Below are 25,303 nucleotides of genomic sequence, written 5' to 3' on the forward strand. Positions count from 1 at the left end.
CGGAAGGGCGCGCCGGTCAGGCCTGGCGGCGCGGTTGGGCCGGTCGGACAACTTGCGGGAGTTACGAGCTGCGCAGCACTGCGCAACCGCCGGGGGTCAGTTCATGGGCGATGGTGTCGGTGAGCAGATCGTGGGCCGGGTCCGGCAGGCGTACGGCAGCCGTGCCGTGGTTGATCAGGATCTGCCAGCTGCGGCCGTCGGGCGCGTGCCGCGTGACGGCTTCCACGCCTGCGGGCAGTCCGGGGAGGTCGGGCGTGACTCCGGCCTCGTCGAGCAACCGGCGTACCAGAGCGCCGTAGTCGGCGTCCTCCAGGCGTGTCGAGAGATACCAGCCCTGTCCGCTGCCGAAGCGGTGGCGGGTCAGTGCCGGGCCGGTGTCGAGCATGCCGTGGGTGTACGCGGCGAGCGTCTCGGCGCCCTCCGTGTGCAGCAGTTCGCTCCAGGCGGTGGCCTGCGAGCCATCGGACAACTGGAACAACTCGCCCTGGCCCAGCGGGCGGTACTCCTCGACCCGGATGCCCAGCGCCTCGCGAAGCGGCTGCGCGGGGTAGCCACCGAGGCGGGCCTGCATCCGGTCGTCCACATAGGCGCAGGCGTATTGGACCAGCAGGGTGCCGCCGCCCTCGACGTAACGGCGCAGGTTGGCGGCTGCGGCGTCGGAGAGCAGGAACAGCGCCGGGGCCACGACCAGCCGATAGCGGTCCAGTCCTTGTTGGGGATGGGCGAAGTCGACGGTGACACCGGCGTCCCACAGCGCCCGGTGCGCCCTGCGCAGTGTGCCGGGGTAGTTGAGCTCGGCGGAGGGCAGCCCGTCGGTGTCCATGGCCCACCAGGCGTCGGAGTCGTGCAGCACGGCGACATCGGCGTGGACGGTGGAGCCGGCGAGTTCGCCGAGCCGCGCGACGGCCTCGCCGGTCCCGGTGACCTCGCGGAAGATCCGGCTGTCGGCGCCGACATGCGGCACCATCGCCGAGTGCCACTGCTCGGCGCCCGCACGGGACTGACGCCACTGGAAGAACAGCGCGCCCTCGGAGCCCCTGGCGATATGGCCCAAGCTGTGACGCAGGATCTCACCGGGCTCCTTGCCCAGGGTCCGGTCGCCGGCGTAGACGGTGTTGGTGCCCTGCTCCATCAGCAGCCAGGGGGCGCCCCCGGCGAAGGAACGGGCCCTGTCGGCGCCGAATGCGGTGTCGGCGGCGGCGTCCAGACCCGGCGCGACGGGGTAGTGGTCGATGCTGACGACGTCGACCTCGCGGCCGAAGGCCCACAGGTCGATGGTCTGGTAGCCGGGCAGCATCAGGTTGGTGGTCACCGGGCGGTCGCTGGCGGCGCGGATCGCGTCGCGCTGCTCACGGAAGGCCGCCAGGGTCTCGTCGGACCAGAAGCGGCGGAAGTCGAGCGCCTGCCCGGGGTTCTTGTGCCACTGGGTGGCGCGGGGCGGCTGGATCTCCTCCCAGGAGTGGTAACGCTGGCTCCAGAAGGCTGTCCCCCAGGACTCGTTGAGGGCGTCCAGGGACCCGTGACGGGCTTGGAGCCAGAGCCGGAACGCCTCGGCGGTGTGGTCGCACCAGCAGACTGACGCGTATTCATTGTGGACGTGCCACAGAGCCACCGCGGGGTGGTCGCCGTAGCGCTCGGCCAGTGCGCCGGCTATGCGGCGGGCAGCGGCGCGGTAGGCGGGCGCGGCCAGGCAGTAGGTGTCGCGGCTGCCGTGGGTGAACCGGGTGCCGTCCATCTGGACCGGCAGGGCGTCGGGGTGCGCGAGCGAGAACCACGGGGGCGGGGAGGCGGTCGGGGTGGCCAGGTCCACGGCGACGCCGCCTGCGTGCAGCCTCTCCAGGTGGGCGTCCAGCCAGGCGAAGTCGTAGCGGCCCTCCTCCGGTTCCAGCAGAGCCCAGGAGAAGACCCCCACCGTGGCCAGGTTGACCCTGGCCGTGCGCATCAGCTCGTCGTCCTGCTTCCAGATCTCCTCGGTCCACTGCTCGGGGTTGTAGTCACCGCCGAAGGCGAGACCACCGAGACGGTGCGTCAGCGCATCGGTGGCCGACGGGAGGGTGCTTCGTGAACGGGCGGCAGGTGAACGGGTGTTCATGGTCCGGTCCTCCGGTCAGGGCGTCAGCGGTCGGTTCTGGACGGTTCGGTTCACGCCGGGTAGGGCAGGTCGATCCTGGTGGTGTCAGCCGGATCGGTGTGAAGGGTGGCTTCGGGGGGTCAGGGCTTCGGGGTCAGCCCGCGCCCGTCCAGCCACTCCAGTTGCGCGGGCGGGTTGGATCCGTAGCCGCCGCCGTGGTCGCCGAAGGGCCATACGGTGATGGAGCGGTCCTCGCCGGCGTAGTGGTTGAAGGCGGCGTAGACCGTGGCCGGAGGACAGACCGGGTCCATCAGCCCATCGCTGAACAGAGCCGGTGCGGTGGCCCGCTGGGCGAAGTGGACGCCGTCGAAGTAGTCGAGGGTGGCGAGGGTCTGCTCGACCCGGTGCCGACTGTGCCAGCGCAGGTACTTGACGACTTCCATATAGGGGCCCTCGCCGCTGATCCGGACGGCGCTGCGGAGGTGGCACAGGAACGGCACATCCGGCATGGCCGCCGCGATGCTGTCCCCGCAGAGCCCGGCCGCGGCCAGGGTCAGCCCGCCCCCCTGGCTGCCGCCGGCCAGCACGATCCTGGTGGGGTCGAGGCCGGGGAGCTGCGCCACCGCCTCCACCGCCAGGGCACAGTCGGTGATCAGGCGGCGGTAGTAGTAGGTCTCAGGTGCTTCGATGCCGCGGGTCATCAGTCCCTCGACCCACTGGGTGCCCTCGCCCGCACCCGCACCCCGGTCCGGGGTGTCGTGGCCCTGGCCGCGGCTGTCGACGATCAGCTGGGCATAGCCGGCCGAGGGCCAGAAGAGGTGCTCGGTGGGCAGTCCCCGGCCGCCGCCGTAGCCCTGGTAGGTGACGACGACCGGCAGCGGGCCCTCGGCCCCGCGCGGGCGCAGCAGCCAGGCGGCAACCGGCTCGCCGTTCCAGCCGGGGAGACGGACGTCGTCCACTTCGACGGTCCGCAGCCGGAACTGCTCGGTCACCCGCTGCACCCGCACGTCTCCGGCCTGGGCCCGGGAATCGGCGAGGGTGCGCTCCCAGAACGAGTCGAAGTCGCCGGGCGCGGCCGACTGCGGCCGGTGGCCGACGAGTTCATCAAGTCCGAAGTCCGTCAACGGCATGGGTCTGCTCCAGGACGAGGTGGGTGGTGGGCCGGGCCCGCGTGGCCGCCGGAACCGGCGGGGTTGGTTGCTGGTCGACGGCCACGCGGTGCATCGGAGTTGCCTATCCGCCGACCTGCACGATCTTCTCGAAGAGGAACTCGTGCTTGAGGAAGGAGACGTCGTACTCATGGCCCGGGTAGGGCGGCAGCAGTTGCGACGCCTGGAACAGCCGCCAGCCGTCCCGCAGCGCGTCCGTTCCCGTGGCATACGGAGGCACATCGCTGTCGCCGGTGGTCGGCGAGGTGTCGCCGGTGCCGTCGTAGCGCGACCAGCCGACGACGCGGGCATCCAGGGAGGAGTCCGACAGGAACAGCACCAGCACCAGCTGACGCTGCGTCGAGGTAGAGGTGGTGGTCATATCGCTTCCTTCTGGGGGCGGTTGGCGGTCCTGGTCACCCAGTAGTCGAGGTCGAAGCCGTCGTCGCCGGTGAGCTCCCGCCACAGCAGAGACCGGTTGTAGAGCTCCAGTCGGCCTGTTGCCTGCTCGTACCAGGGGAAGGTCTCGCCCAGTGCGGCCAGGACCTCCGGGGCGTCCAGGTCCGTGGTGTCCCACAGCCGCTGTTGACGGACCGTCGGATTGAATCGGATCTTGAACATGTAGCGCGCCGTGTCGCTCTCGTTGCGACGGCCGCCGTGCCAGATGCCGTGGTGCACGAAGACCACGGTGCCGGCTGGGCAGACCAGCCGGTCCTGGCCGAGCAGGTTCTGGTAGCGGCCCGTGTCCGTCTCGTTGACGCGTCGCAGGTGGCTGCCGGGGACGCTGAGCGTGCCGCCCATCTCCAGCGTCACCTCCTGCGGGTAGTACATGAGCTGTACGTCGAAGGCGTCGGGACGGACGTCGATGATCGCGTCGGCGTGCAGCGACTGGGCCGCCCCGCCGCGAGGTTCGCGTATGTGCACCGCGTCGTGGTCGACGGTGGGATCGGGGCCCACGAGGCTGCGCAGCGCCCCGGCCACCTCAGGGACGTCGAGCAGCTTCCTGGCCAGGGAGTCGTCCGGGTAGGCCTTCGACAGCGGGGTGCCGTACGGGACGTGCGGGCCCAGCGTCACGGTCGCCATAGCCTCGGCGTTGAGCTCCGCCGGGACCACCGCGTCCAGACGCAGCGAACCCCGCGCCACGAACTGTGCCATCTGTACGGAACTGAGCAGTGTCTCGTGTTTATCCATACCTGCCTCGCTCGCTGGTTGTTGTTCTTCACTCATGGGTTTCAGGACTCCGTACGGGTCCTGAGCTCTCCCTGGCCGTGAGTACGGGCCGGAGCAGGACGACCTCCTCCTTGGGCCGGCCGTCGAGCTGGGACATCAGCAGGTCCACGGCGCGGCTGCCGAGTTCCCTGGCCGAGCCGGTGACGGCGGTGAGCTGGGGTGAGTGCTGCTCGGCGAGTTGCTCCGGGCACAGCACCACCACAGAGGCATCGTCAGGGACGACTCGCCCCGAGGTCCGCAGCAGGGACAGCAGCGGACCGATGGCGCCCTCGTTCTGGACCACGAAACCGGTGGTCCCCGGGCGGTCGGCGAGGATACGGGCAAGTGCTCCGGCGGTGGACTTGAAGGTTCCCTCGCAGGGGCGGTGGACCACCCGCAGTCCCTGGTGTCGAGCAGCTTCCCGGAATCCAACGATCGTCCGTTCCGCATAGCCGGAGTGGCGCTGGTACACGGTCGGTGCGTAGCCGATGAAGGCGACCTCCCGGTGTCCCAGGTCGGCCAGGTGCTCGGCGCAGAGCGCCCCGGCGCGGGCGAAGTCGTGGTCCACGCATACCAATCCGCTCGCGTCCGCGGGCAGACCGATCAGCGTGGCCTGGGAATTGTTCTCCCGCAGCACTGCGATGCGCGGGTCGTCGAGCTGGACGTCCATCAGGATCACGCCGTCGGCCAGCCCGCTTCCTGCCACCCGGCGCAGCCCGGCTGGGCCCTCGTCGTTGGTGAGGAGCAGGACGTCGTAGCCGTGCCGGCGGGCCGCAACGGTTACCGCGAGGGCGATCTCCATCATGACCGGCACATAGACGTCGGTGCGCAGCGGAACCACCAGGGCGATGATGTGCGACCGTTTGCCCGCGAGCGCTCTGGCACCGGCGTTGGGGTGGTAGCCCAGTGCTTCGATCGCCTTCTCCACCCGCTCCCGGGTGGGCGGAGAAATCGCCCGCTTGCCGCTGAGCACATAGCTCACCGTGCTCGATGAGACGCCCGCAACCTCGGCCACCTGGGCCAGTGTCACCATGCCGGTCAGCCCTTGACGGCACCGGTGAGCACCCCGGTGCGGAAGTGCTTCTGCATGAACGGGTAGACCATCAGGATGGGCACCAGTGTCAGTACCACCACGGCCATCTGCAGGGACAGCGGCGCGGCCTGGGCGTGCCCGGCGGAGGCGCCGTTGTCGACCGAGCCCGGCATGCCCATCCCCTGGGACACGTACTGCAGCAGCACGTACTGCAGTGGCCACTTTTCGCTCTCGGTCGGCATGTAGAGCATCACGTTGAAGAAGGAGTTCCAGTAGCCGACCCCGTAGAACAGGGTGATCACCGCGGTGACCGCCTTGGAGGTGGGCAGGACCACCGACCACAGGGTGCGCCAGTCACCTGCGCCGTCGATCTTGGCGGCGTCGATGAGCTCGGCCGAGGTGCTGGCGTAGAAGTTGCGCAGTACCAGGATGTTGAACACCGATATCGCGCTCGGCAGGATCAGCGCCCAGTACTGGCCGTAGCCGCCCAGGCCGGTGACCACCAGATAGGTGGGGATCATGCCGCCGCTGAGGAACATGGTCAGGACCAGAACCAGCAGGATCAGCCGGTGACCCAGTGACCCGGACCGGGACAGTCCGTACGCGCAGAGCACCGAGACCACCATGGATACCGCGGTGCCGATCACGGTGACCAGCAGGCTCACCACCAGGGCCTTGACGATCTGCGAGTTGGTCAGCATCTGTGTGTAGGCGTCCAGGGTGAGGCCGTCCGGCCAGATCACCAGGCCGCCGGCCCGGCCGATGGCGCCGGCGGTGGAGAAGCTGGTCAGCACCACCACCCACAGCGGCACCAGAACGGCGGCGAGCATCAGGAAGATGACCGTGCCCTTGCCGACCAGTCCGACCGCGCTGGGCTGCTCCTCCCACGGAGCACGCCCGGAGGTCGTCGCGGTGGGGTTGCGGCGCAGCCGCAGTGTCGTCGCCATGCTCATTTGCGGTACAACCCGTCTTCGCCGAAAACGTGCGCCAACTTGTTCGCGGCCAGGATCATCAGCAGCGAGATGACGCTCTTGAAGAGCCCTGCCGCCGCGCCGTAGCTGTAGTTGTTGGTGGCGAGGCCGTAGTAGAAGGAGAAGGTGTCCAGCACGTCGGCCGCACTGTGGCCGACCGCGTTGCGCTGGATCAGGAACTGCTCGAAACCGACGCTCAGCGCGTTGCCGAGCCGCAGCACCAGCATCAGCACGATCACTCCGCGCAGCCCTGGCAGGGTGATGTGCCACATCCGGCGCCATCTCCCGGCCCCGTCGACGGCCGAGGCCTCGTAGAGGTTGTTGTCGATGGCGGCCAGCGCGGCCAGGAAGACGATGATCCCCCAGCCGGCCTCCTTCCACACCGCCTGGGAGGTGGTCAGCAGCGCGAAGGTGTGCGGGTTGGTCATGAAGTCCCAGGTGCCCATGTCGTGCTGGCGGAGGAACTGGTTGAGGAGGCCCGCGCCGCCGATCATCTGCTGGAAGATCGTGATGGTCAGTACCCAGGAGAAGAAGTGCGGCAGGTAGACCACGGACTGGATGAAATTGCGCAGCCGTTCCTTGATCACCGTATTGAGCAGCAGCGCCAGCAGGATCGGGATGGGGAAGAACAGCACCAGTTGGACCAGGCTGAGGTACAGCGTGTTGCGCATCGCCGCCCAGAACATCGAGTCCTGGAACAGCATCTGGAACTGGTCGATCCCCGCCCAGCTGCTGTGCATGACGCCGACCAGCGGGTCGTAGTACTGGAAGGCGGTGATCAGGCCGAACAGTGGTGCGTAGTTGAAGACCAGCAGCAGCACCACGGCCGGAACGGTCATCAGGATCAGGGACTTGTCCCGGCGCAGTCGGGTCCGCCAGGGGAGTTTGGCGGGCACCGCCTCGGTGCCCTCCTGCGCTGTCTTGCGCCTGCCCCTGCGCGGCCTGTCCGCGTCGGGCTTGGTGGCAAGTGATACTGCCACTTCCTCTTCCTCTCCTCGCCGGGTCGGCCGACTACTGACCGGTGCCGAACTTGGCCAGGACGTTGTCCGAGTACCACTGGATCATCTGGGTACCTCCGCTGGACTTCCACGAGGAGATCGCGGCCTGCACGTCGGATACCTTCTTGATGCCGTGGTAGCAGTCCTTGATGACGTCCTCGACGGCCTGGCCGGCGTCGGCGACGGCGAAGCGCGTCGGGACGGTGATGTTCATGTTGAGGAACACCGGCTTGTACACATGCTGGGCGGCGGCGGCGTTCCAGGCGCAGATGTCCTTGGTGACCTGGCCGGCTCCCGGGTTGCTGATGACGGAGGAGGGGCTGGCCAGAGCCGTGTAGCCCGAGTTCGAGACGTACTTCTTGCCGGCCTCATTGGCGGTGGGGACACCGTTCACCATGGTGTAGTGGGTGCCTTCGACGCCGTAGTTGACCATGGTGTACTCGGCCGAGCCGAAAGGTGCCGCGAGGTAGTTGGCCACCTCCAACAGCTCCAGGATCTGGGCCTTGGAAAGCTTGGCGTTGAGGTAACTGGTCAACGTGGTGGTGGGGCCGAGGAAGGTGCTGGGCTTGGACGTGCCGTCGGCCGCGAAGATGTTGAAGGCGCCGCGGCGGTAGCCCTTGCCGGCCGCGGTACCGGTCTGGGAGTCGCCGAGGTTCCACGCGCCGAGGCCGTCCCCCGCGATCAGGGTGTGGCCCGCGTGGAAGCGGGTTTTGCCGCTGCCGTTGTTGCCGGCCAGCGCGTCGGGGTGCATGAGGCCGGACTTGGACAGCTTGTAGTGCCAGTCCAGGGCTTCCAGGAGCTGGTCCATCTCGTACTTGTGGACCAGCTTGCCGTCGGTGACGGTGAACTTGTAGGGCACACCCCAGAGCGGGCTCGCATAGGTCCAGATGTCGTCGAAGGCCCAGACGCCGCCCTTGGCATCGGTCAGCTCCTTACCCAGGTTGTAGAGGTCGTCGGCGGACTTGACCTGGTCTGCGGTGATGCCCTTGGCGTCGAGGATGTCCCGGCGGTAGAAGGTGGCCCCGGGGAGCGCGAAGCCGCTGGAAAAGCAGGGGATACCGTAGATCTTGTCCCGCCAAGCCCCGTTGGTCCAGCCCCCGGTGGGGATGGCGGCGAGGTTGGGGTACTGCTTGATCTTGTCGCCTGACAGATAGGGCGTCAGGTCGGCCAGCTGGGTGCCGACCAGACCGCCCACGTTGATGCTGCGGTACCAGGTGGGCAGCTGGATCCAGTCCGGCAGCTTCTTCGACGCCGTCATGGTCGGGACGATGGAGCCGTAGTTGATGCCATCGACGGGCTTCATCTTCAGGGTGACGCCCAGGGCCTTGTTCATCGCCTGGTAGAAGGAGTTGCCCGGATCCGGAACCGAGCCGAACAGCGGGGTGATCCCTGTGTAGGTTCCGCCCTTGCCGGGGACTCCGGAGACAGTCCTGACCGGATTGGCCGGGTAGGTGAGGTAGCCGGGGGCGGTCACCGTCCCGACCACGCCGTTCGCCGAGGGGATGTCCGGCTTGGCCGCGCTGCCCGCAACATAGGTGGGCAGGGCGGCCTTCAGGCCCTTCTTGCTGCTGGTTCCGCCCTTGCCGCCGGTGGTGTCGCTGCCGCCGCAGGCTGTCAGCAGCGGGGACAGGGCGGCTGCCCCGGCCACGACGGCGGCGCCGTTCACGAAAGTTCTGCGGTTCATTTCGTTGCGCATGGTGGGCGGCCCTTCGCCTGTTGGGGTGATGTGTCGAGCAGCGGTTCCGGGGGGTGGGAGGCGCACCCTCGGGAACGAAGTTTCGTTCCTGCGGAGTCGTCGAAGCGCTTGAATGTTGCCGAGAGGTTAAGGGCGGTCTCGCTCCCTTCACAAGAGATGCGCCAAGAAACGTGGCGTCAAAATTGAAGCTACGTTTCTTGGAAAGTTTCGCTTGACAGTGTCCTGTCCCCATGTCAGCTTCGAAGCGCGTCACCGCTGATTCCCCGCCTGCCAAGACCTGTAAGGGACTACTACCTGTGAGCACCGCTGCCGCCACGCTGCCCTACCGCGATGCCGGGCTCCCCCTGGGCGAACGCGTCGAGGACCTGCTCTCCCGGCTCACGCGCGAGGAGCGGATCGCGATGCTGCACCAGTACTCGCCGGCGATCCCCCGACTGGCCGTCGAGGAGTTCCGCACCGGCACCGAGACCCTGCACGGCGTCGCCTGGCTGGGCCGGGCCACCACCTTCCCGCAGGCCGTCGGTCTGGGCGCGACCTGGGACGGAACGCTGATCCACGAGGTCGCCGAGGCGGTCTCGGTCGAACAGCGGGCCTTCCACCATCACCGGCCCCCGGCCGTCGGCACCGGCCGCAACAGTCTGCAGGGCTGGGCCCCGGTGGTGAACCTGCTGCGCGACCCGCGCTGGGGCCGCAACGAGGAGGGCTACTCCGAGGACGCCCTGCTCTCCGCCCGACTCGGCAACGCGTTCTGCCGCGGGATGTCCGGCGACCACCCCGAGTACCTGCGCACCGCGCCGGTACTCAAGCACTTCCTCGCCTACAACAACGAGGACGACCGCTGCACCACCTCCTCCGGCGTGCGCCCCCGGGTGCTGCACGAGTACGACCTGGCAGCCTTCCGGCTCGCCATCGCCACCGGCGCCGCCACCGGCGTGATGTCCGCGTACAACCTGGTCAACGGCCGCCCCTGCCACGTCAGCCCGCTGATCGAGCAGCAGCTGCGCCGCTGGGCCGAGCCCTCGGGACATGACCTCTTCGTGGTCTCCGATGCCCAGGCGCCCTCCAATCTCGTCGATCCCGAGCACTACTTCGACGACCACGCCGAATCCCACGCCGCGGCCCTCAGGGCCGGCATCGACTCCTTCACCGACAACGACGCGGACACCCTGACCACGTTCCAGCGCATCAGCACCGCCCTCGAACGGGGCCTGCTCACCATGGACGACGTGGACCGCGCGGTCCACCGGCAACTGTCGATCCGCTTCCGACTGGGCGAGTTCGACCCCGAACGCGACCCCTACGCCGACATCGCCTGGGAGGCCGTCAACTCGCCCGCACACCAGGACCTCTCCCTGCGCGCCGCCACCGAGTCGGTCGTCCTGCTCAAGAACGAAGGGCTGCTACCACTGGCCGCCGAACGCCGCGTGGCCGTCGTCGGGCCACTGGCCAGCACCCTCTACGAGGACTGGTACAGCGGCAACCACCCCTACCGGATCACCGTCGCCGACGGACTCGGCGTCGAGGGCGTCGAGGGCGTGGACCGGATCGCCCTGCACGCCCAGGACGGGCGCACCCTGACCGCGGTGGGCACGGACGGCCTGCTCACCCTGACAAATGCCCAACTCCATGACTCCACCGCCCAGTTCGACCTCTTCGACTGGGACCAGGACGTGCTCACCCTGCGCTCGGCCGCCACTGGCCGCCACGCCTCACTGCGCGGTGCGGACCAGGGCGTGGCCGCCGACCGCGACCAGCCGGGCGAGTGGTTCGTCCACGAAACTTTCGCCTTGGACCGCGCCGAGGGCGGAACCGAACTGCTGCGCAGCGTGCTCACCGGCCGCTGGGCGCAGGCCGACGCCGCAACCGGCGTCATCACCATGACCGCGGACAGCGCCGACCAGGCACTGCGGTTCACCCGCAGCGTCGTCGTCGACGGTACTGCCGCCGCGGTCGCGGCGGCCCGGGCCGCAGACGTCGCGGTGGTCGTCCTCGGCAACGACCCGCACATCAACGGCCGCGAGACCGAGGACCGGGCCTCACTGCGGCTGCCGCCGGCCCAGGAGCGACTGCTGCGCGCCGTCTCCGCGGTACGGCCGGACACCGTCCTGATCGTGATGTCCAGCTACCCCTACGCCGTGGACTGGGCCGACGCCCATCTGCCCGCGGTCCTGTGGACGTCGCACGGCGGCCAGGAGACCGGCCGCGCGCTGGCCCGGGTGCTCCGCGGCGAGGCCGACGCCTCCGGGCGACTGCCGCAGACCTGGTACCGCGGCGACGACGAACTGCCCGGGCGCCTCGACTACGACATCATCAAGGCCGGCTGGACCTACCAGTACCACGATGCCGCACCGCTCTACCCCTTCGGCCACGGGCTCTCCTACACCTCCTTCGCGTACGGGGAACTCAGGGCCCGTACGAGCGAACTGGCCCAGGACGGGGAGATCACCGCGACCGTCACCCTGACCAACAGCGGCACACGGGCCGGCGTGGAGACCGTCCAGCTCTACGCCAGGGCCCTCGGCGCCCGCTATGCGGCGCCGCGGCTGAAGCTGATCGCCTTCCGGAAGGTGCGGCTGGCCGCCGGCGGGACAGTGGAGCTGGAGTTCCGGCTCCCCGCCGCGGAAGCGCTCAGCCACTGGGACGTGGCCACCGGCGCGTTCACCGTGGACCCGGGACGCTACGACCTGCTCGTCGCCCGGTCCGCCGCCAACCCGGTCGCCGGCGCCCGACTGACCGTCACCGGCCCGGCCCCCAGGCCGCGCGGGGTGCTCGGGCTTTCGCTGCGCGCCGTCGATTTCGACGACTACCAGGACATCGTCCTGACCGACGCCGACCGCACCGACGGCGACGCCGTCAGCCCCGACGGCAGCCGCGGCGAGCTGCTGTTCCACAACGTCGACCTGAGCAACACGCACACGGTCACCGCCGAGGTGTCCCGCACCGCCGCCGGCACCGCGATGCTCGAACTCTGGTCAGGCGAGAGACTGCTGATGGCCTTCACCGTGCCCTCGACGGGGGAACGGTACGCCTGGACGACCGTGACGCTCCCCCTCGCCGAGCGGGCCGAGGGGGTGCACGACCTGCGCGTCGTACTCACCGGCGAGCAGCGCCTGACCACGCTGTCCTTCGCCCCCTGAGGCCGGTGGCGGACCCGCTCCTGGTGAGGCCAGGCAGGGCTGCCGCCTCCAGCGCCCTGACCTCTCCGGTGCGGAGCCACTCCCCTGGCCCCGCACCGGAGTTGCCTTCCCCTTCAAACAATCCCCCCGCTCACCGCGTCCACGGAGGCCATCCGATGCCCGCACTACCGTCCCGCGTCCTGTTCGGCGCCGCGTACTACCCCGAGTACCACCGCATGGACCGGGTCGAGGCCGATCTCGACCTGATGGCGGAGGCAGGCTTCAACGTCATCCGTGTGGGCGAGTCGGTGTGGTCCACCTGGGAACCCGAGAACGGACGCTTCGACCTGGACTGGCTGCAGCCGACCCTGGACGCCGCCCGGACCCGCGGCATCTCCGTGGTGCTGGGCACCCCCACCTACGCCGTTCCGCCGTGGCTCGCCCGGCAGTACCCGGAGATCGCCGCCGAGGAAGCCACCGGCCGCCGTGCCAACTGGGGCGGTCGCCAGGAGATGGACTTCACCCACCCCGCCTTCCGCTTCCACGCCGAGCGGGTGATCCGACGCATCCTGGCCCGCTACGCCGCTCACCCGGCGGTGATCGGCTACCAGCTCGACAACGAGCCAGGATGCCGACTGCCGCACAACACCGGCGTCTTCCAGCGCTTCGTCGACGACCTGCGCTCCCGCTACGGCGACGTGGAGACGCTCAACCGCGCATGGGGCCTGGTCTACTGGTCGCACCGCCTTACCGACTGGGCCGACCTGTGGACGCCCGACGGCAACGCCCAGCCCCAGTACGACGTGGCCTGGCGTGCCTTCCAGGCGCGGCAGACCAGCGAGTTCATCGCCTGGCAGGCCGACATCGCCCGGGAGTACGCCCACCCTGACCAGTTCGTCACCACCTGCCTTCACTACAACCACGCGGCCCTGGACGACCAGCAGGTGGCGCAGAGCCTGGACGTGATCGCGGCCAACCCCTACTACGAGATGCAGGACGCGCTCGCCCTGCCCGCCGACCCGGACCGGCCCTCGCACTCCTGGCTGGCCGGCGGGGTCTGGGGGCTGCTCCAGGGCGCGGACCGGGCCTGGGCCACGCGCCAGGAACCCTTCCTGGTCACCGAGACCAACGCACAGAGCGTCGGCGGCACCTCCGACACCGTCCCGCCCTTCGACGGCCAGTGGCGCCAGGCGGCCTGGGCGATGGTGGCGCGGGGCGCGCGGATGGTGGAGTACTGGCACTGGCACACCCTGCACTTCGGCGCCGAGACCTACTGGGGCGGCGTGCTGCCGCACAGCGGCCGTCCAGGACGGGCCTACGCCGAGATCGCGCGTCTGGGGGCGGAGTTCGCGGCGGCCGGGGCGGCTGTCGCCGGGCTGGAGCCCGACTGCGACATCGCCATGGTGTACTCGTTGCCCAGCAAGTGGCTGATGCAGAAGCACCCGCCGCTGTCCGACGCCCACGGCGCTCCCGACGGCGGCTCTTACCACGGACTGTTCGACCCCTTCTACCGGGGCGCGGTCGAGTCCGGGCGGCAGGTGCGGATCCTGCACGCCCGCCAACTGCACGACCCGGCGGACCCGTCGGCGGGCCTGAGCCCCGAACTGGCTGCCCAGCGCCACCCGGTGCTGATCGCCGCCGGACTCTACCTCGCCGAGGACGACATCCTGGACTGGCTCCACGGCTACGCTGAGGCGGGCGGCCACCTGGTGCTCGGCCCCCGCACCGGCTACGCCGACGAGGAGGCCCGGGCCAGGCCCGAACCCGCCCCGGCCAGGCTCGCCGACGCGGCCGGGGTCAGCTACGAGGAGTTCAGCAACCTCTCCGGCGAACTCCCCTTGCACACCCCTGCCGGCAGCCCTCTGACTCTGCCGGCCGAGGCCCGGGCCACCCGCTGGGCAGACGCGCTGATGCCGTCCGACGCCGAGGTGCTGGCCGAGTACCGGCACCCGCACTACGGCCGCTGGCCCGCGATGACCAGCCGCGCCCACGGCCGGGGCCAGGTGACCTACGTCGGCACCGTCCCCGACCCGGACACCGCCCGCGCCCTGGCCCAGTGGCTGGCCCCGGAGCCGCGCGGCGGCTGGCAGCGGCTGCCCGCCTCGGTCACCGCCCTGACCGGCACTGCTCCGGACGGACGCCGCATCCATGTCGTGCACAACTGGAGCTGGGAGCCGGCCGTCGCCTCCGGCCCCTGCGGACTGGTGGACCTCCTCGCCGGCGGTTCCGACCCGGCAGCGAAGGCTGCCCTCCCCACCGGGGCTCCCGTCGAATTGGGGCCGTGGGATGTACGGGTCTTCGCCGCTGAGTGACAGACCGTCATCCCAACGTCCACTGCTGGTCGACGGCACCGGTGCAGGTCCGCAGCTGGACCATGGGTCCGCCGGGGCGGTGCCACCGCCCCGGCGCGCGGGGCAAGCTCCGCCGACGCGCGGATGGTGCCCGTCGACCGCAGTCGTCTGATGGGTGGGTACGCGCAGGCCGCACGGGTATTGGGCCGTGTGGCGAGGGTACGCAGGCGCAGGTGCTCCGGGGAGTGGTGGACGACGAGGCGTGCGTTCGGTCCAGCTTCGAGCTGATCCTCAGCGCCGCCAGACGGCTTCCACGTCCTCGCGACGGCGGTGGGCCGGCGACACCGAGGACACGGTCCGGCGTGAGCGGCCAGGCGTCGTACCGCTCGATGTCCGGCTGTCGGACGTCTAGCGATACGACCGTTACGGCGCGGGATCCGCGCCGTAACCCTCCCTGCCGCGACTGCGCCTCCGGTGGTCGTCCGCCCACTCCCCTTGGCGCATCCTGGTCCCGGCCTGTGCCTGGGACTGATCGCGTCCGCTCTCGGGCTTGCCACGCCCATGGTCGCCAGGTGTTCGACGCGCTCGGCGCGTCCTCCTCCCTGAGGGCCCCGGTAACCACGCTCCTGGTGCTGCTCGTGATCGGGAGCGCGTGCTGCTCCTCGACGAGGCCACCGCCCAGTTGGAAGGGCTGACCGAGGCAGCCGTCCGCGCGTGTATCCGCTCACGCGCGAACACCTGCGTTGTAGTCACGATCGCCCACCGCCTGTCGACCGTGCTCGACGCGGACACCATCGTCGTCATGGGAGCCGGCCGCATTCGCGCCCAAGGCTGCCACGAGGAACTCCTCGCAACGGACCAGTTCTACCGTGCCTGGTCCAGTCGCTGCGCATCGCCGCGCACGCCGGCCCGAGCGCAGCGGACAACGTCGCGACGTCAGCCGGGATCGCCCTGCCCGGTCCCTGCTGAGCGGGCGGGACCGCACCGGGCCGCGCGAACCCGGCGCGGACGGCTTGGCCGGGTCCATAGCATGCGCACGCACACCTACGAAACCACGCCGCCCTTGGCCCGGCTGCCTCACGGCAGGGGCCAGCGGGATACTCAGCCGTACCTCGCGCTTTCCCACACAAGCGACGCCCGAGAGAAAGTTTCCATATTGCCTCCTTTTCATTTCCCTGGAAAGATGTCTCGCGTCAAGCGGCGGTCAACGCTTCGGACACCACTCACGTCGGCCGTGACCTGCAATCCCGGGTCGGGTCCCGCCCGACGAGGCCGCCCGGACATCGTGACTGACGGGCCCCGGGGCAGCCCGGTGGCGCAAGGGAATCTGGAAGGGTGAACGTGACGACGGACTACCGAGCGGGCGAACCGGCGGCTGACGGACAGCGCTCGCAAGGAGAAGGGTCCGGCTCGGTCACGATCGCCTACATCGCGGAAGCCGCAGGCGTCTCCATCCCCACCGTGTCGAAGGTGCTCAACCGGCGCACGGGGGTATCCGACCAGACCCGCGCCCGGGTCGAAGCGCTCATCACTCTCCACGGCTACCGCAAGCCGATCGCCAATCGCAGCAATACGGTGGAGCTGCTGTTCCGCGAGCTGGAGAGCATGTGGGCGACCGAGGTCATCCGAGGCGTGGAACGGGTGGCCCGCAAGCACCGCTTCGGTCTGACGGTCACCGAGCTCGCCTCCCGCGACGGTCAGGCCACGACCGTGGACGACACCATCAACCGTCGCCCCAACTGCGTGGTGTCGGTCGCCCAACTGACGTCGGCCGAACGCGCGCAGCTGCACGCCAAGGGGATTCCCCTGATCGTCTTCGACCCGGTGGACGAACTCCCCGACGACGTTCCCTTCGTCGGCACCACCAACTTTCGAGGCGGCCACACTGCGACCCGGCATCTGCTGGAACTGGGGCACCGCCGCATCGCCATGATCACCGGTCCGGACCACCCCGTTTGCCTGACCCGCAAGGCTGGCTACCTCTCCGCGTTGGCGGATGCCGGCGTGACCGCAGACCCGACGCTGCTGGTCCAGGCCTCTCTGGTCCGTGAGCACGGGCACGCCGCAGCGCTGGAGCTCCTGGCCCGCAGCGACCGGCCCACCGCGATCTGCACCACCAACGACATGCAGGCGCTGGGCGTCTACCAGGCCGCCAGGGAACTCGGTCTCTCCGTTCCCGACGACCTGAGCGTGGTCGGCTTCGACGACCTGCCGATCGTCGCCTGGGTCGAGCCGCCGCTGACCACCGTGCATCAGCCGCTGACCGAGATGGCCGTCGCAGCTACGGAGCTGGCGCTCACGCTGGGCCGGGGCGAGGAGGTCTCGCAGGCCGGGGTCGAGATCGCCACCACGCTCACGGTCCGCGGGAGCACGGCTCCACCGAAGCACGGCATACCCCGGAAGGGTAAGGCGGGGTCGAAGTAGCCCGGTGCCGACGGGTGCGTTTCACCCGTCGGCACCACCGGTCAGCGGGTCAGCGGGTCAGCGGGTCAGCGGGTCAGCTGAGACTCCACTGCTGGTTGCTCCACCCGGTGCAGGTCTACGGTTCGACCTCTTCCGCGCAGCGTTTGCGGCCCTGTGCTCCTACGAGAAACAGATCTGGAGCGGCCGCGCAAACGCCGTCCTCATCACCTGTGCAACAACCTGCGCCCTGACAGCTGTGCAACCTGCTGGGAGACATGGTCGACGGCAAGATCACCAAGGCAACGCGGTGGTGTTGGAGGAGAAGAGGCCGGTCCTTGGCCGGCACGAGAGGGCAGTCGAGCGCTGCGAATATGGGCGGCTCTTGGGCGGGCACCCCGGACGATCGACGCGTACGCGCGGGGCTGGCTGAGTACCTGCTGGTGCAACTCCTCATCATGGAAGATGCGTCGATGACCAGCGACAACGTGGCTGAGGCCAAGTCTGCCGAGCCGTCTGTGGACGATCGGCTGATTGACGAGATGGTGGGCCGGGCTCAGGCCGAGGGTCTGCAGTTGACCGGCGAGGGCGGGCTGCTCCAGCAGCTGACCAAGCGGCTCCTGCGAGTCCGCTCTCGAGGGCGAGATCACCGACCACCTCGGCTATGACAAACACGACCCGGCCGTGAGCGATCCCGTTCACGGCAGTCACGCACACCGCGCGGACACCATCGCCCACCGGATACCCGGCAGGCCGACCGGCTTCACGCCGATTTCCGGTGGGGGCCCGCTCATCAGGCTGACGAAACGCCGGATCGCCAACCGGATCACGAACCCCTGCGCGGGGCAGGGACGGTCGGCCCGGCGAACGGGCCGACCGGTTGAGCCTGCTCACCCGACGGGTGCCTGCCGGCCGTGGTCCCTGACCGACTTCTCGACGGTGCGCGCACACGTGGTGAACATCTCGACCTGGTCAGGGGTCAGATCGCGTACGGAGATCTCCTCCAGGGCGCGCCACATGCCGGCGATGGGCTCCTGCAGGGCGCGGCCGGCATCGGTGAGGGTGACCACCATGACCCGTCGGTCGTGAGGAGCGGGCTCCCGGGCCAGCAGTCCGGCCTCCTGCATGCGGCGCAGCGACTTGGAGACGGTGGAGTGGTCGAGGCCCGCACGCTCCAGGAGTTCTGCCTGTGTCTGGCCGTCGCGGTCGTAGAGCTGCATCAGCAGCAGTTCCTGTCCCGGGTGCAGGTTCAAGGCGCGCAGCATCGCGGCGGCGTGGCCGCGGTGAGCGCGGGCGAGCTGAAAGATGGCGTAGCTCAACCGCCCGTCGCGCGCCGTGTTCGGCAGCTCCGCTGAGGTGGTGTCGGACATTGCTGCTCCCTGGTCACAAGAGTGGGTGATCGGTCAGTTGACGGTGAGGACGATTTTGCCGCGGTTGTGGCCGGCGTCGCTGGCCTGCTGCGCAAGGGCGGCTTGTGCCAGCGGGTAGGTGGCGCTGAGCGTGGTCACCAGGGTGCCGTCGGCGGCCTGCTGGGCGAGTTCGGCCAGCCGCGCGGCGGAGCGGCGCTGCGGACCCTCGGCGAAGACCACGCCGAGCTCGCGGGCGCGGAAGTCGGCAGTGGTGACGATCCGGCCGGTGCCGCCACGCAGGACGATGGAGTCCTCCAGTGCGCCTTTGCCCGCCGCGTCGAAGACAGCGTCCACCCCTTCCGGGGCGAGCTCACGGACCCGCTGGACCAGGTTGTCCCCGTAGACCAGCGCCGTCGCGCCGAGCGAGGTGACGTACTCCTGGTTTGCCGGTCCGGCAGTGCCGATGACGCGGGCGCCGCGTGCGACGGCAAGCTGGACGGCGATGGTACCGAGCGCGCCCGACGCTCCGTGGATCAGCAGCGTCTCACCCGAGGTGACATCGAGCAGGTCCAGCACGCGTTCGGCACCGTCGCTCGCCACGGGCAGGGCGGCGGCGTCCGCCCAGTCCAGACCCGCCGGCTTGCGCGCGAGAACGGCCGCGGGTGCCAGGGCGTACTGGGCGTAGGAGCCGGTGTCGGACCAGCCCAGAACCTCGTCCCCCACCTTCAGGTGATCGATGCCCTCACCGACGGCGTCGACCACACCCGCGATCTCCCCACCCGGCACGGCGGGCAGCACGGTCGGGAAGATGGCCTCCATGACACCGGAGCGGATCTTGCCGTCCACCGGATTGACACCGACAGCCCGTACACGCACACGGACCTGACCGGGGCCGGGCTGAGGAATGCCGATCTCCGCCTCGTACAGAACCTCGGTGCCGCCGAACCTGTCGAAAACAATGGCCTTCATGACTCTGGTCTCCTCGAGTACGACGCCCCACCGACCACTTCTGTGGCTAGCCACATAAAAGTAGCACCGATTAGGTGGCTAGCCAAGTAATCGTTCGAGAAGATCCCACCGCGTCACCCCTCCAGGCCTCCGCCGAGCCCGAAGCCGTTCCCGAGCTTCCGTGACACCAGCACGTACAGGAGCACCGCCGGGACCGAGTACAGGTTCGAGTACGCGGCCAGCCTGGCGTAGACGACCGATCCGTACCGACCGAAGAAGTAGACGACCGATCCGTACCGACCGAAGAAGGTGAACAGGCCGACGGCGGCAGGCTCCTTCTCCGGTGACTGGAGGAGCACGAAGGCAATGAACAAGTTTCCCCACGCTCCTATGAAGGTGAAAACCGCGACGACCGCCATCCCCCGGCGCCGCCATCAGGGGCAGCACCACGTGACGCAGAGACTGCAGGCTGCGTCCACCCAGGCGGCCCCTTCCAGCGGGAGGGGGCGCCTGCCATGAACCCTTGGTCAGCCAGAGCGGGAACGACGATCGTCATCGCGTCGCATTCCGGCTACGGCCACACCGCGCAGATCGCCACGGCCGTCGCGGACGGCGCGGGCTCCGTAGCCGGGACGCAGGTCCACCGCGTGGACGTCGCCTTCCTCAGCGGCAGACTGGGAGCTGATGGACGCGGGCAAGGTGAAGTACTTCGGCCTCAGCGAGGCCGGACCCGAGAAGCTCCGCAAGGCGCACGCCGTGCAGCCGGTCTCCGTCCTGCAGACCGAGTACTCCCTGTTCGAACGGGACGTCGAGCAGCTCTCCCCGTCCTGGACGAACTCGGCATCGGCTTCGTCGCCTACTCCCCCCTCGGCCGCGGGTTCATCACCGGCACCACCAAGCCCGCCGGCCAGTACGAAGCCACCGACATGCGCAACGTCGACCCGCGCTGGCAGCCGGGCAACTTCGAGAAGAACGTCGAAGCCGTCGACCGGCTCGCCGAGCTCGCGGCGGCCAAGGACGCCACCGTCACCCACCTGGATCTGAGACTCCCTGAAACGGATGCGGCGCTGGGCCAGGACTTCCGTACGCGGGAAGAGGATGACCAGCAGATCGAACCGCTCCCCAGGCTGTGAGCGGAGCAGGCAGTCACGTTCGAGGGTGCCTTCGACAATTCGACGGTGCCTTCGACAAGGTGACGGGTGCGGGCCTCGCGCCGCTGCCGGTGCAGCGCCCGATACCCGTGTGGTGCGGAGCCGACTTCCGCTGGTGGTACACAGCGGGTTCTCCTGGGGGCAGCGCCGGTGCACGTCGCAGCTCAGCGCGGTTGTCGAGGATACGTAGCGCAACTGGTGTGGCGGTATCGCCGAACGGCCGGGGTGAGCGCCACGGTGATCCGCGGGGAGATCCGTCAGTCGCTTGCCTGTCCGCCCCGGGGGTACGTCACCTCTACAGACGGATTGCCTACTGAGCGTTACGATCGGCACGACTGGAAGCGCGGCAGACACGATCGCCCTGGCGTGCCCCTCTCCACGAGCGCAAGCTGGTGAGTGAGTGAGCGAAGGGAGCCGGAACCATGATCACCGATCCCAATGGTCTCCTTGTCATCAACCCCGGGGAGGGGGAGAAGACGGATCTCGGCGGCCTGGGCGTCGAGTTCAAAGTCTGGGGCGACGCCACCCATGGCAGTCTCTCCATCGTGGAGCACCCGATGGAGCCCGGGCGCCTGGTGCCTCCCCATGTGCACGAGAACGAGGACGAACTGTCGTACGTCCTCGAGGGTACCTTCGGGGTGAGAGTCGGCGACCGGGTCGCCACCGCCGGGCCGGGGACCTACGTGTTCAAGCCACGCGGAGTGCCGCACACGTTCTGGAATGCGGGCAGCGAGCCCGCACGACTGCTGGAGGTCATCTGGCCTGCCGGGTTCGAGCGATTCTTCCAGTCGCTGGGGAACGCGGCAGAGACGGCGGACAGTCAGGAGGCGTTCGAGGCGCAGCGCGCCGAGTTGGGAGCCCGCTACAATGTCGGGTTCGTCCCCGACTGGGCCGACGAGCTCAAGAAGCAATACGGGCTCAAGCTCCTCGGCGAGCCGTGAGCTGAGCTTGAGCTGTCGTGGACGCCGTCCTCACCGCTCCGGTCGCCGAGGGAGAGCGGGCGGCGATCGTCGGCCACCCCGGCCTGCCCTCCTGTCCACCGATCCGGACCCAGCGGTGCGCGAGAGGATTGCCCACCGCGCGGGCCTCGGACAGGCGAGCGCCGCACGCTCGCCGCGGATCCTGGCCCGTAGGTCCGGCTGGCTCCCTCCGTGCACCCCGAACTGAGCCTCATCCCTGGCCGTCGGAAACGCGCCCAGCGGGCGCGTTTCTGGCAGTTCGACCCGGAAGGGAATTCGCATGACACCGCAGATCCTGCGCGCCGAGGACAGGGCGCCTGCGCCGTGGAGCAACGGCGGAGGCGTGACGTCGGAGGTCGCGGTTCATCCGACGGGCGCGTCGACGGACGACTTCGTGTGGCGTGTCAGCGTCGCCGACGTGGCGCGCGGGGGGCCGTTCTCCGCGTTCCCGGGAGTCGACAGGATCATCACCGTCGCCGACGGGCCGGGCGTGGCCCTCACCGTCGACGGAGCCTCGCACGTGATGGACGCGTCGTACGAGCCGTTCGCGTTGTCCGGTGACGCGGTCACGGAGTGCCGGCTGCTCGGCGGGCCGGTCGTCGCCTTCAACGTGATGGCTCGGCGTGCCGAGATGGCGGCACGGGTTCGCGTGGTGCGCTCCGACACAGCCGTGCGCCCCGTTGCCGGGACCCATGTGCTGGCAATCGTCCTGGACGGGGCCGCGGTGCTCCGGGGGGCTTCGGTCCGCCTCGGCTGCCTCGACGCGGTCCTGCTTTCGGATGGGGACTGCGTCAGCTTCGGCGTCGAGGGGGTTCTGGCGATCGTGGATTTCGTGGCCCGCCCCGGCGGCTGACTGAGCCGGCGTCAGCACCGGAAGGGCCGTGGCCTTCAGGACGGCAACGGGTTCCCGGCACCGCACCGGTGGGACGACGATGGGTGTGGCGAACTCCCAGCTGAGCCACGTGGTTCGATGGCTCTTGCGACGGTAGAGGTGCAGAGACGAGCTGAGCAGCGGGACGGGTCCGGTTCGGGGCCGAACGGTTTCGGTGGTCAGCTCCGCCAGGCCGGCAGGGCCGGCAGCGGACCTTGCGGCTCGACGGTCAGTGCGTGCCCGTCCGTCCGCCCGGTGAGCCAGCCCAGCAGCTCCGCCGCCGGGCCGTTCACGCGAGGTCCCGGGCCGTCGCCGAACACCCGAAGGACCTGGTCCTCGTCGGCGCACAGCACCATGGGCGGGGCGTCGGGGGTGGTGCGCAGTTTCGCGGTGGTCGTCTCCAGTTCGCGGGCGGTGAAGAAGGCGGGCCAGTGGGCCGGTCGGTGTCCGGTGGCCAGGTCGGTGTGGTGCACCTCCACCTCGCGCAGCATGCTGCCGACGACACCGCGCACTGGCCGCAGACCGGCCTCGAGCCAGCGCACCGGCACGTCCCAGGCGTCCTGAGGTTGGTCGTCGGCTGCGGAGAGGAAGCGACGCAGCGCGGCGTCCATGTCGTCGAGGAGGGCGCCGGCGGGCCGTCCGGCGCCCTCCTCGATCTCCCGCGCCCGCTGTTCGTCGTTGGCGTACTGCGGCAGGTCCGTGCCCGTACGGGCGGAGGTGAGCAGCCGGGTGCGTGAGTCGGCACTGCGGGCGAGGTGTGTCAGGACGTGGGCGCGGGTCCAGCCGGGCAGGAGGGAAGGAGCGCGTACGTCCTCGTCCGACAGCGTGGCCGCCGACAACAGCAACCGGTCGGCACAGGTGCGCAGCAGGGGCAGGAGCTCGGCAGGGCTGTCTTCTTCTTCGTGCGGCATGGGTCTCCGATCGGTGTCGACTTGTCGCCTTACCTGTTCCCAGCCTGCGTCGCCTTGCACGCCGACCACCGGTGTTCGGCGGCCCGCTCACCGGCGCCTCGATGCATGCACCGGCCGCGTGCGGCCCGTGCGGTGTCCTGCGCTGCGGTCAGCTCGCCGAGCGCGGGTACGAGGACGTACGGTCGGTGCACGCCTTCGCCCTCCACTCGATCTTGTCTGGCGTCGACAGAATGTCGGTGACGAGACAGGCGGCCGCGAAGACGATCGCCCGCACCGGAGGAACGCAATCACGTGGTGCGCCGGCCTGACTCGGCCGACGTCGGCGGACGCGACTTCGCGTCACCGAGCGCGGACTCGCAATGTTCCGACAGGGCGAAGCGATGTTCGACGAGATGCGTGAGTAGTGGGAGAAGCAGGTGGGTACGGCGTCACTCTGTAGGCGAGGAGCCCCTCCGACCACTGGTCGGGGACGGTGATCCGCCTCGATTCACCGGGCTGGATCGCGCCTGTTGCTCCCGGGTTGACCGCCCACCATCTCCTCGAGCCGCCGACCAGCCAGGGCATCAGCATCGGAACCCCACCTGCCCTGGCCCGCAGCGCCTGGCGCGCGCCGTCGCTGCGCAGCCGGTGTCGTCCGCGTACCTTCCGTACGAGGGAGCTCCGACTTGCGACCTCATGCGCCTGAGCTGCGGGCCGTGCAGTGTGGGATCACTGCCCCTGGAGTGAGCCGATCTCAGCACCGGACAGGACCCCGGCCCAGGTGTGCACTTCGTCGACGTCGCCGTGGAGGTAGTGCGCGCCGTTCCCGTCCGTTGCGGAGTCTCGGCCGACCTGAAGGAACCTCACGGCCTCCCAGACATCGGCTGCCGCGTAGGGCGCGCTGTCGGCGACTTCACCGTCGACGTAGAGCTCGACCCGGCTGGCCTTGGCGTCGTACTGGAGCAGCAGCGTCCGAATTCCGCCCGGCGCCGGCGCAATGAGGTCCGTCGTCTCGGCGTCCGGCTCGTCGGCGTGGGCAAGACTGGCCCGCCATGTCCGGTCCGCGGACTGGTAGCGGAGGGTGAAAGCGTCCGTCCGCAGGCCGGTCTGGGAGAGAACCGCCATGTCCCGGTCAGGAACGCCGCGCAGACGGACCTTCGCGGAAACGGCCCAGCTCTGGCCCGTGTTGAGCGGCGGAATGTCGCTCTCGAGGTAGTCGCCGTCGCCGTCCAGACTGACGCTGCCGCTCCCCGCCAGTGGGGCGTCGGTGGTGACGTGGGTGTCGCCGTAGAGGATGAAGTCCGCCCGGTGGTCCACCTCGGGGATGACCTTAACTCCGTCGCCCCACTCCTCGACAGCCTCCATCTGCCAGTAGGCGGTGGGCCGCGGTTTGCGGCGACCGAGCTCGGCGATCTCGGCGGGCTGGACAGCGGAGTCCCAGACCCTCACGTCCGAAAGGTCTCCCTCCAGCCTGCGGGAGAAGTCGTAACCATCCCGCCCCATCACGAAGGTCCACAAAGCGGTGTCCTGCGGTACCCATGCTTCCTCGACGGCCACCAAAGCACCGTCCACGTAGAGCCTGGCGGTGCCTGCCACAGGGTCGTAGGCCCCGGTGAGGTATGCCCACTCTCCCGCCTGCGGGGTGCCACCAGTGACCTGTGTCTGGCCGACCTCCGAGGGCAGGGCGAAGCTCCAGGTGGGGTTCTTGCCGGCAGTGGTGGTCATGCCGAGGGTGAAATTCGGCGTGCTCGAGATGCCGGACTGGCCGATGGCGATCATGTCGTCGTCGGTATTGTCCGGGCGCACCCACACGCCGGCTGTGAAAGCGTGGGTCGTGTCCACTGCAGTGGCGTCCGTGTTCACGTAACTGTAGGAGCCGCCGTCGAAGGAAGCCGCTCCAGGCATCCTCCCGTCGGGCCCTTGGTCCCCGAACCAGACACCGCTGCCTGCCTGCCCCCGGTAGGGTCCCGCCCAGGGAGCGGCCGTAGAGGAGCGGTAGGGGTCGTCCAGTCTCCAGGCGGCAACGGGCAGGGTCTCCGCCGCGACCGCCGACGTTGGCGCGGCGAGCGAGGTCTGGGATGGTACGTGGTTCTCGGTGGCGGACGCCCAGGGCGTCGCCATGGCGGTCGCCGACGCGAGTGCGGCGACCAAGGCGGTTCGCGCCATGAATCTGATGTGCAAGGTCCCTCCCCATGAGTGATG

The 25,303-nt window shown here is 69.5% G+C and carries 18 protein-coding genes and 1 pseudogene; 6 read left to right on the plus strand and 13 right to left on the minus strand.

Translation table 11 applies throughout. From position 1 onward, the window contains the following. Positions 1–61: 61 nt before the first annotated feature. The 8 genes from ACIBCU_RS28940 to ACIBCU_RS28975 all read right to left on the minus strand — a co-directional run bounded on the left by ACIBCU_RS28940 (position 62) and on the right by ACIBCU_RS28975 (position 9,114). Positions 62–2,092, minus strand: a complete 2,031-nt coding sequence (locus ACIBCU_RS28940) for a beta-galactosidase (RefSeq protein ID WP_399235020.1) — start codon at positions 2,090–2,092, stop codon at positions 62–64. Positions 2,093–2,211: 119 nt separating this feature from the next. Next, positions 2,212–3,201 carry an acetylxylan esterase gene (locus ACIBCU_RS28945; protein ID WP_399235022.1) on the minus strand — a complete coding sequence of 330 codons (990 nt, stop codon included), beginning with the start codon at positions 3,199–3,201 and terminating at the stop codon, positions 2,212–2,214. Positions 3,202–3,304: 103 nt separating this feature from the next. Next, entirely contained in the window at positions 3,305–3,601 is a 297-nt protein-coding gene (locus tag ACIBCU_RS28950; RefSeq protein ID WP_362942025.1) for a hypothetical protein, read from the minus strand. Continuing rightward, positions 3,598–4,410: a phytanoyl-CoA dioxygenase family protein gene (locus ACIBCU_RS28955; RefSeq protein WP_362942022.1), complete on the minus strand. Its 813-nt coding sequence runs from the start codon at positions 4,408–4,410 to the stop codon at positions 3,598–3,600. Before ACIBCU_RS28955 ends, ACIBCU_RS28950 begins: the two co-directional genes overlap by 4 nt. A 28-nt stretch (positions 4,411–4,438) precedes the next feature. Then, the gene (locus tag ACIBCU_RS28960; protein WP_362942019.1) at positions 4,439–5,461 is read right to left on the minus strand and encodes a LacI family DNA-binding transcriptional regulator; all 1,023 of its coding nucleotides are present in this window, start codon (positions 5,459–5,461) and stop codon (positions 4,439–4,441) included. Between the two features lie 5 nt (positions 5,462–5,466). Further along, a complete protein-coding gene (locus ACIBCU_RS28965) occupies positions 5,467–6,408 on the minus strand; it encodes a carbohydrate ABC transporter permease (RefSeq protein ID WP_362942016.1) in 942 nt (313 codons plus the stop codon). Between the two features lie 2 nt (positions 6,409–6,410). Further along, entirely contained in the window at positions 6,411–7,412 is a 1,002-nt protein-coding gene (locus tag ACIBCU_RS28970; protein ID WP_399235026.1) for an ABC transporter permease, read from the minus strand. Between the two features lie 31 nt (positions 7,413–7,443). Next, entirely contained in the window at positions 7,444–9,114 is a 1,671-nt protein-coding gene (locus tag ACIBCU_RS28975) for a Tat pathway signal sequence domain protein (RefSeq protein ID WP_362942013.1), read from the minus strand. Positions 9,115–9,422: 308 nt separating this feature from the next. Here ACIBCU_RS28975 and ACIBCU_RS28980 point away from each other — a divergent pair, with 308 nt between their 5' ends. The 3 genes from ACIBCU_RS28980 (at position 9,423) to ACIBCU_RS28990 (ending at position 16,957) form a co-directional block, all read left to right on the plus strand. Continuing rightward, positions 9,423–12,263, plus strand: coding sequence for a glycoside hydrolase family 3 C-terminal domain-containing protein (locus tag ACIBCU_RS28980; RefSeq protein ID WP_399235029.1), 2,841 nt, complete (start codon positions 9,423–9,425; stop codon positions 12,261–12,263). Between the two features lie 155 nt (positions 12,264–12,418). Next, complete coding sequence (locus ACIBCU_RS28985; RefSeq protein ID WP_399235032.1) at positions 12,419–14,554, plus strand: beta-galactosidase; 2,136 nt, start codon at positions 12,419–12,421, stop codon at positions 14,552–14,554. Positions 14,555–15,874: 1,320 nt separating this feature from the next. Further along, positions 15,875–16,957: a LacI family DNA-binding transcriptional regulator gene (locus ACIBCU_RS28990; protein ID WP_399235414.1), complete on the plus strand. Its 1,083-nt coding sequence runs from the start codon at positions 15,875–15,877 to the stop codon at positions 16,955–16,957. An 866-nt stretch (positions 16,958–17,823) separates the two neighbouring features. Here the strand turns inward: ACIBCU_RS28990 and ACIBCU_RS28995 are convergent. The 3 genes from ACIBCU_RS28995 to ACIBCU_RS29005 form a co-directional block, all read right to left on the minus strand. Continuing rightward, complete coding sequence (locus ACIBCU_RS28995) at positions 17,824–18,303, minus strand: MarR family winged helix-turn-helix transcriptional regulator (protein ID WP_399235034.1); 480 nt, start codon at positions 18,301–18,303, stop codon at positions 17,824–17,826. A gap of 33 nt (positions 18,304–18,336) precedes the next feature. Beyond that, positions 18,337–19,251, minus strand: coding sequence for an NADP-dependent oxidoreductase (locus tag ACIBCU_RS29000; RefSeq protein ID WP_362942002.1), 915 nt, complete (start codon positions 19,249–19,251; stop codon positions 18,337–18,339). Positions 19,252–19,364: 113 nt separating this feature from the next. Beyond that, positions 19,365–19,604, minus strand: a complete 240-nt coding sequence (locus tag ACIBCU_RS29005) for a hypothetical protein (protein ID WP_399235037.1) — start codon at positions 19,602–19,604, stop codon at positions 19,365–19,367. Positions 19,605–19,908: 304 nt separating this feature from the next. Here ACIBCU_RS29005 and ACIBCU_RS29010 point away from each other — a divergent pair. The 3 genes and pseudogenes from ACIBCU_RS29010 to ACIBCU_RS29020 all read left to right on the plus strand — a co-directional run. Further along, positions 19,909–20,273 (plus strand): annotated as a pseudogene (locus tag ACIBCU_RS29010) (aldo/keto reductase); the annotation flags it as partial. Positions 20,274–20,803: 530 nt separating this feature from the next. After that, positions 20,804–21,322, plus strand: a complete 519-nt coding sequence (locus ACIBCU_RS29015) for a cupin domain-containing protein (RefSeq protein ID WP_362930787.1) — start codon at positions 20,804–20,806, stop codon at positions 21,320–21,322. A 298-nt stretch (positions 21,323–21,620) separates the two neighbouring features. Continuing rightward, positions 21,621–22,193 carry a HutD family protein gene (locus ACIBCU_RS29020; protein ID WP_399235040.1) on the plus strand — a complete coding sequence of 191 codons (573 nt, stop codon included), beginning with the start codon at positions 21,621–21,623 and terminating at the stop codon, positions 22,191–22,193. 197 nt (positions 22,194–22,390) lie between these two features. On the opposite strand, the gene ACIBCU_RS29025 is transcribed toward ACIBCU_RS29020, so the two are convergent. Continuing rightward, a complete protein-coding gene (locus tag ACIBCU_RS29025) occupies positions 22,391–23,122 on the minus strand; it encodes a maleylpyruvate isomerase family mycothiol-dependent enzyme (RefSeq protein WP_362930791.1) in 732 nt (243 codons plus the stop codon). Between the two features lie 708 nt (positions 23,123–23,830). Then, the gene (locus ACIBCU_RS29030; RefSeq protein WP_399235042.1) at positions 23,831–25,267 is read right to left on the minus strand and encodes a LamG-like jellyroll fold domain-containing protein; all 1,437 of its coding nucleotides are present in this window, start codon (positions 25,265–25,267) and stop codon (positions 23,831–23,833) included. Between the last annotated feature and the right edge of the window lie 36 nt (positions 25,268–25,303).

The sequence above is a fragment of the Streptomyces sp. NPDC051064 genome (assembly GCF_044455985.1).
Classification (GTDB): domain Bacteria; phylum Actinomycetota; class Actinomycetes; order Streptomycetales; family Streptomycetaceae; genus Streptomyces.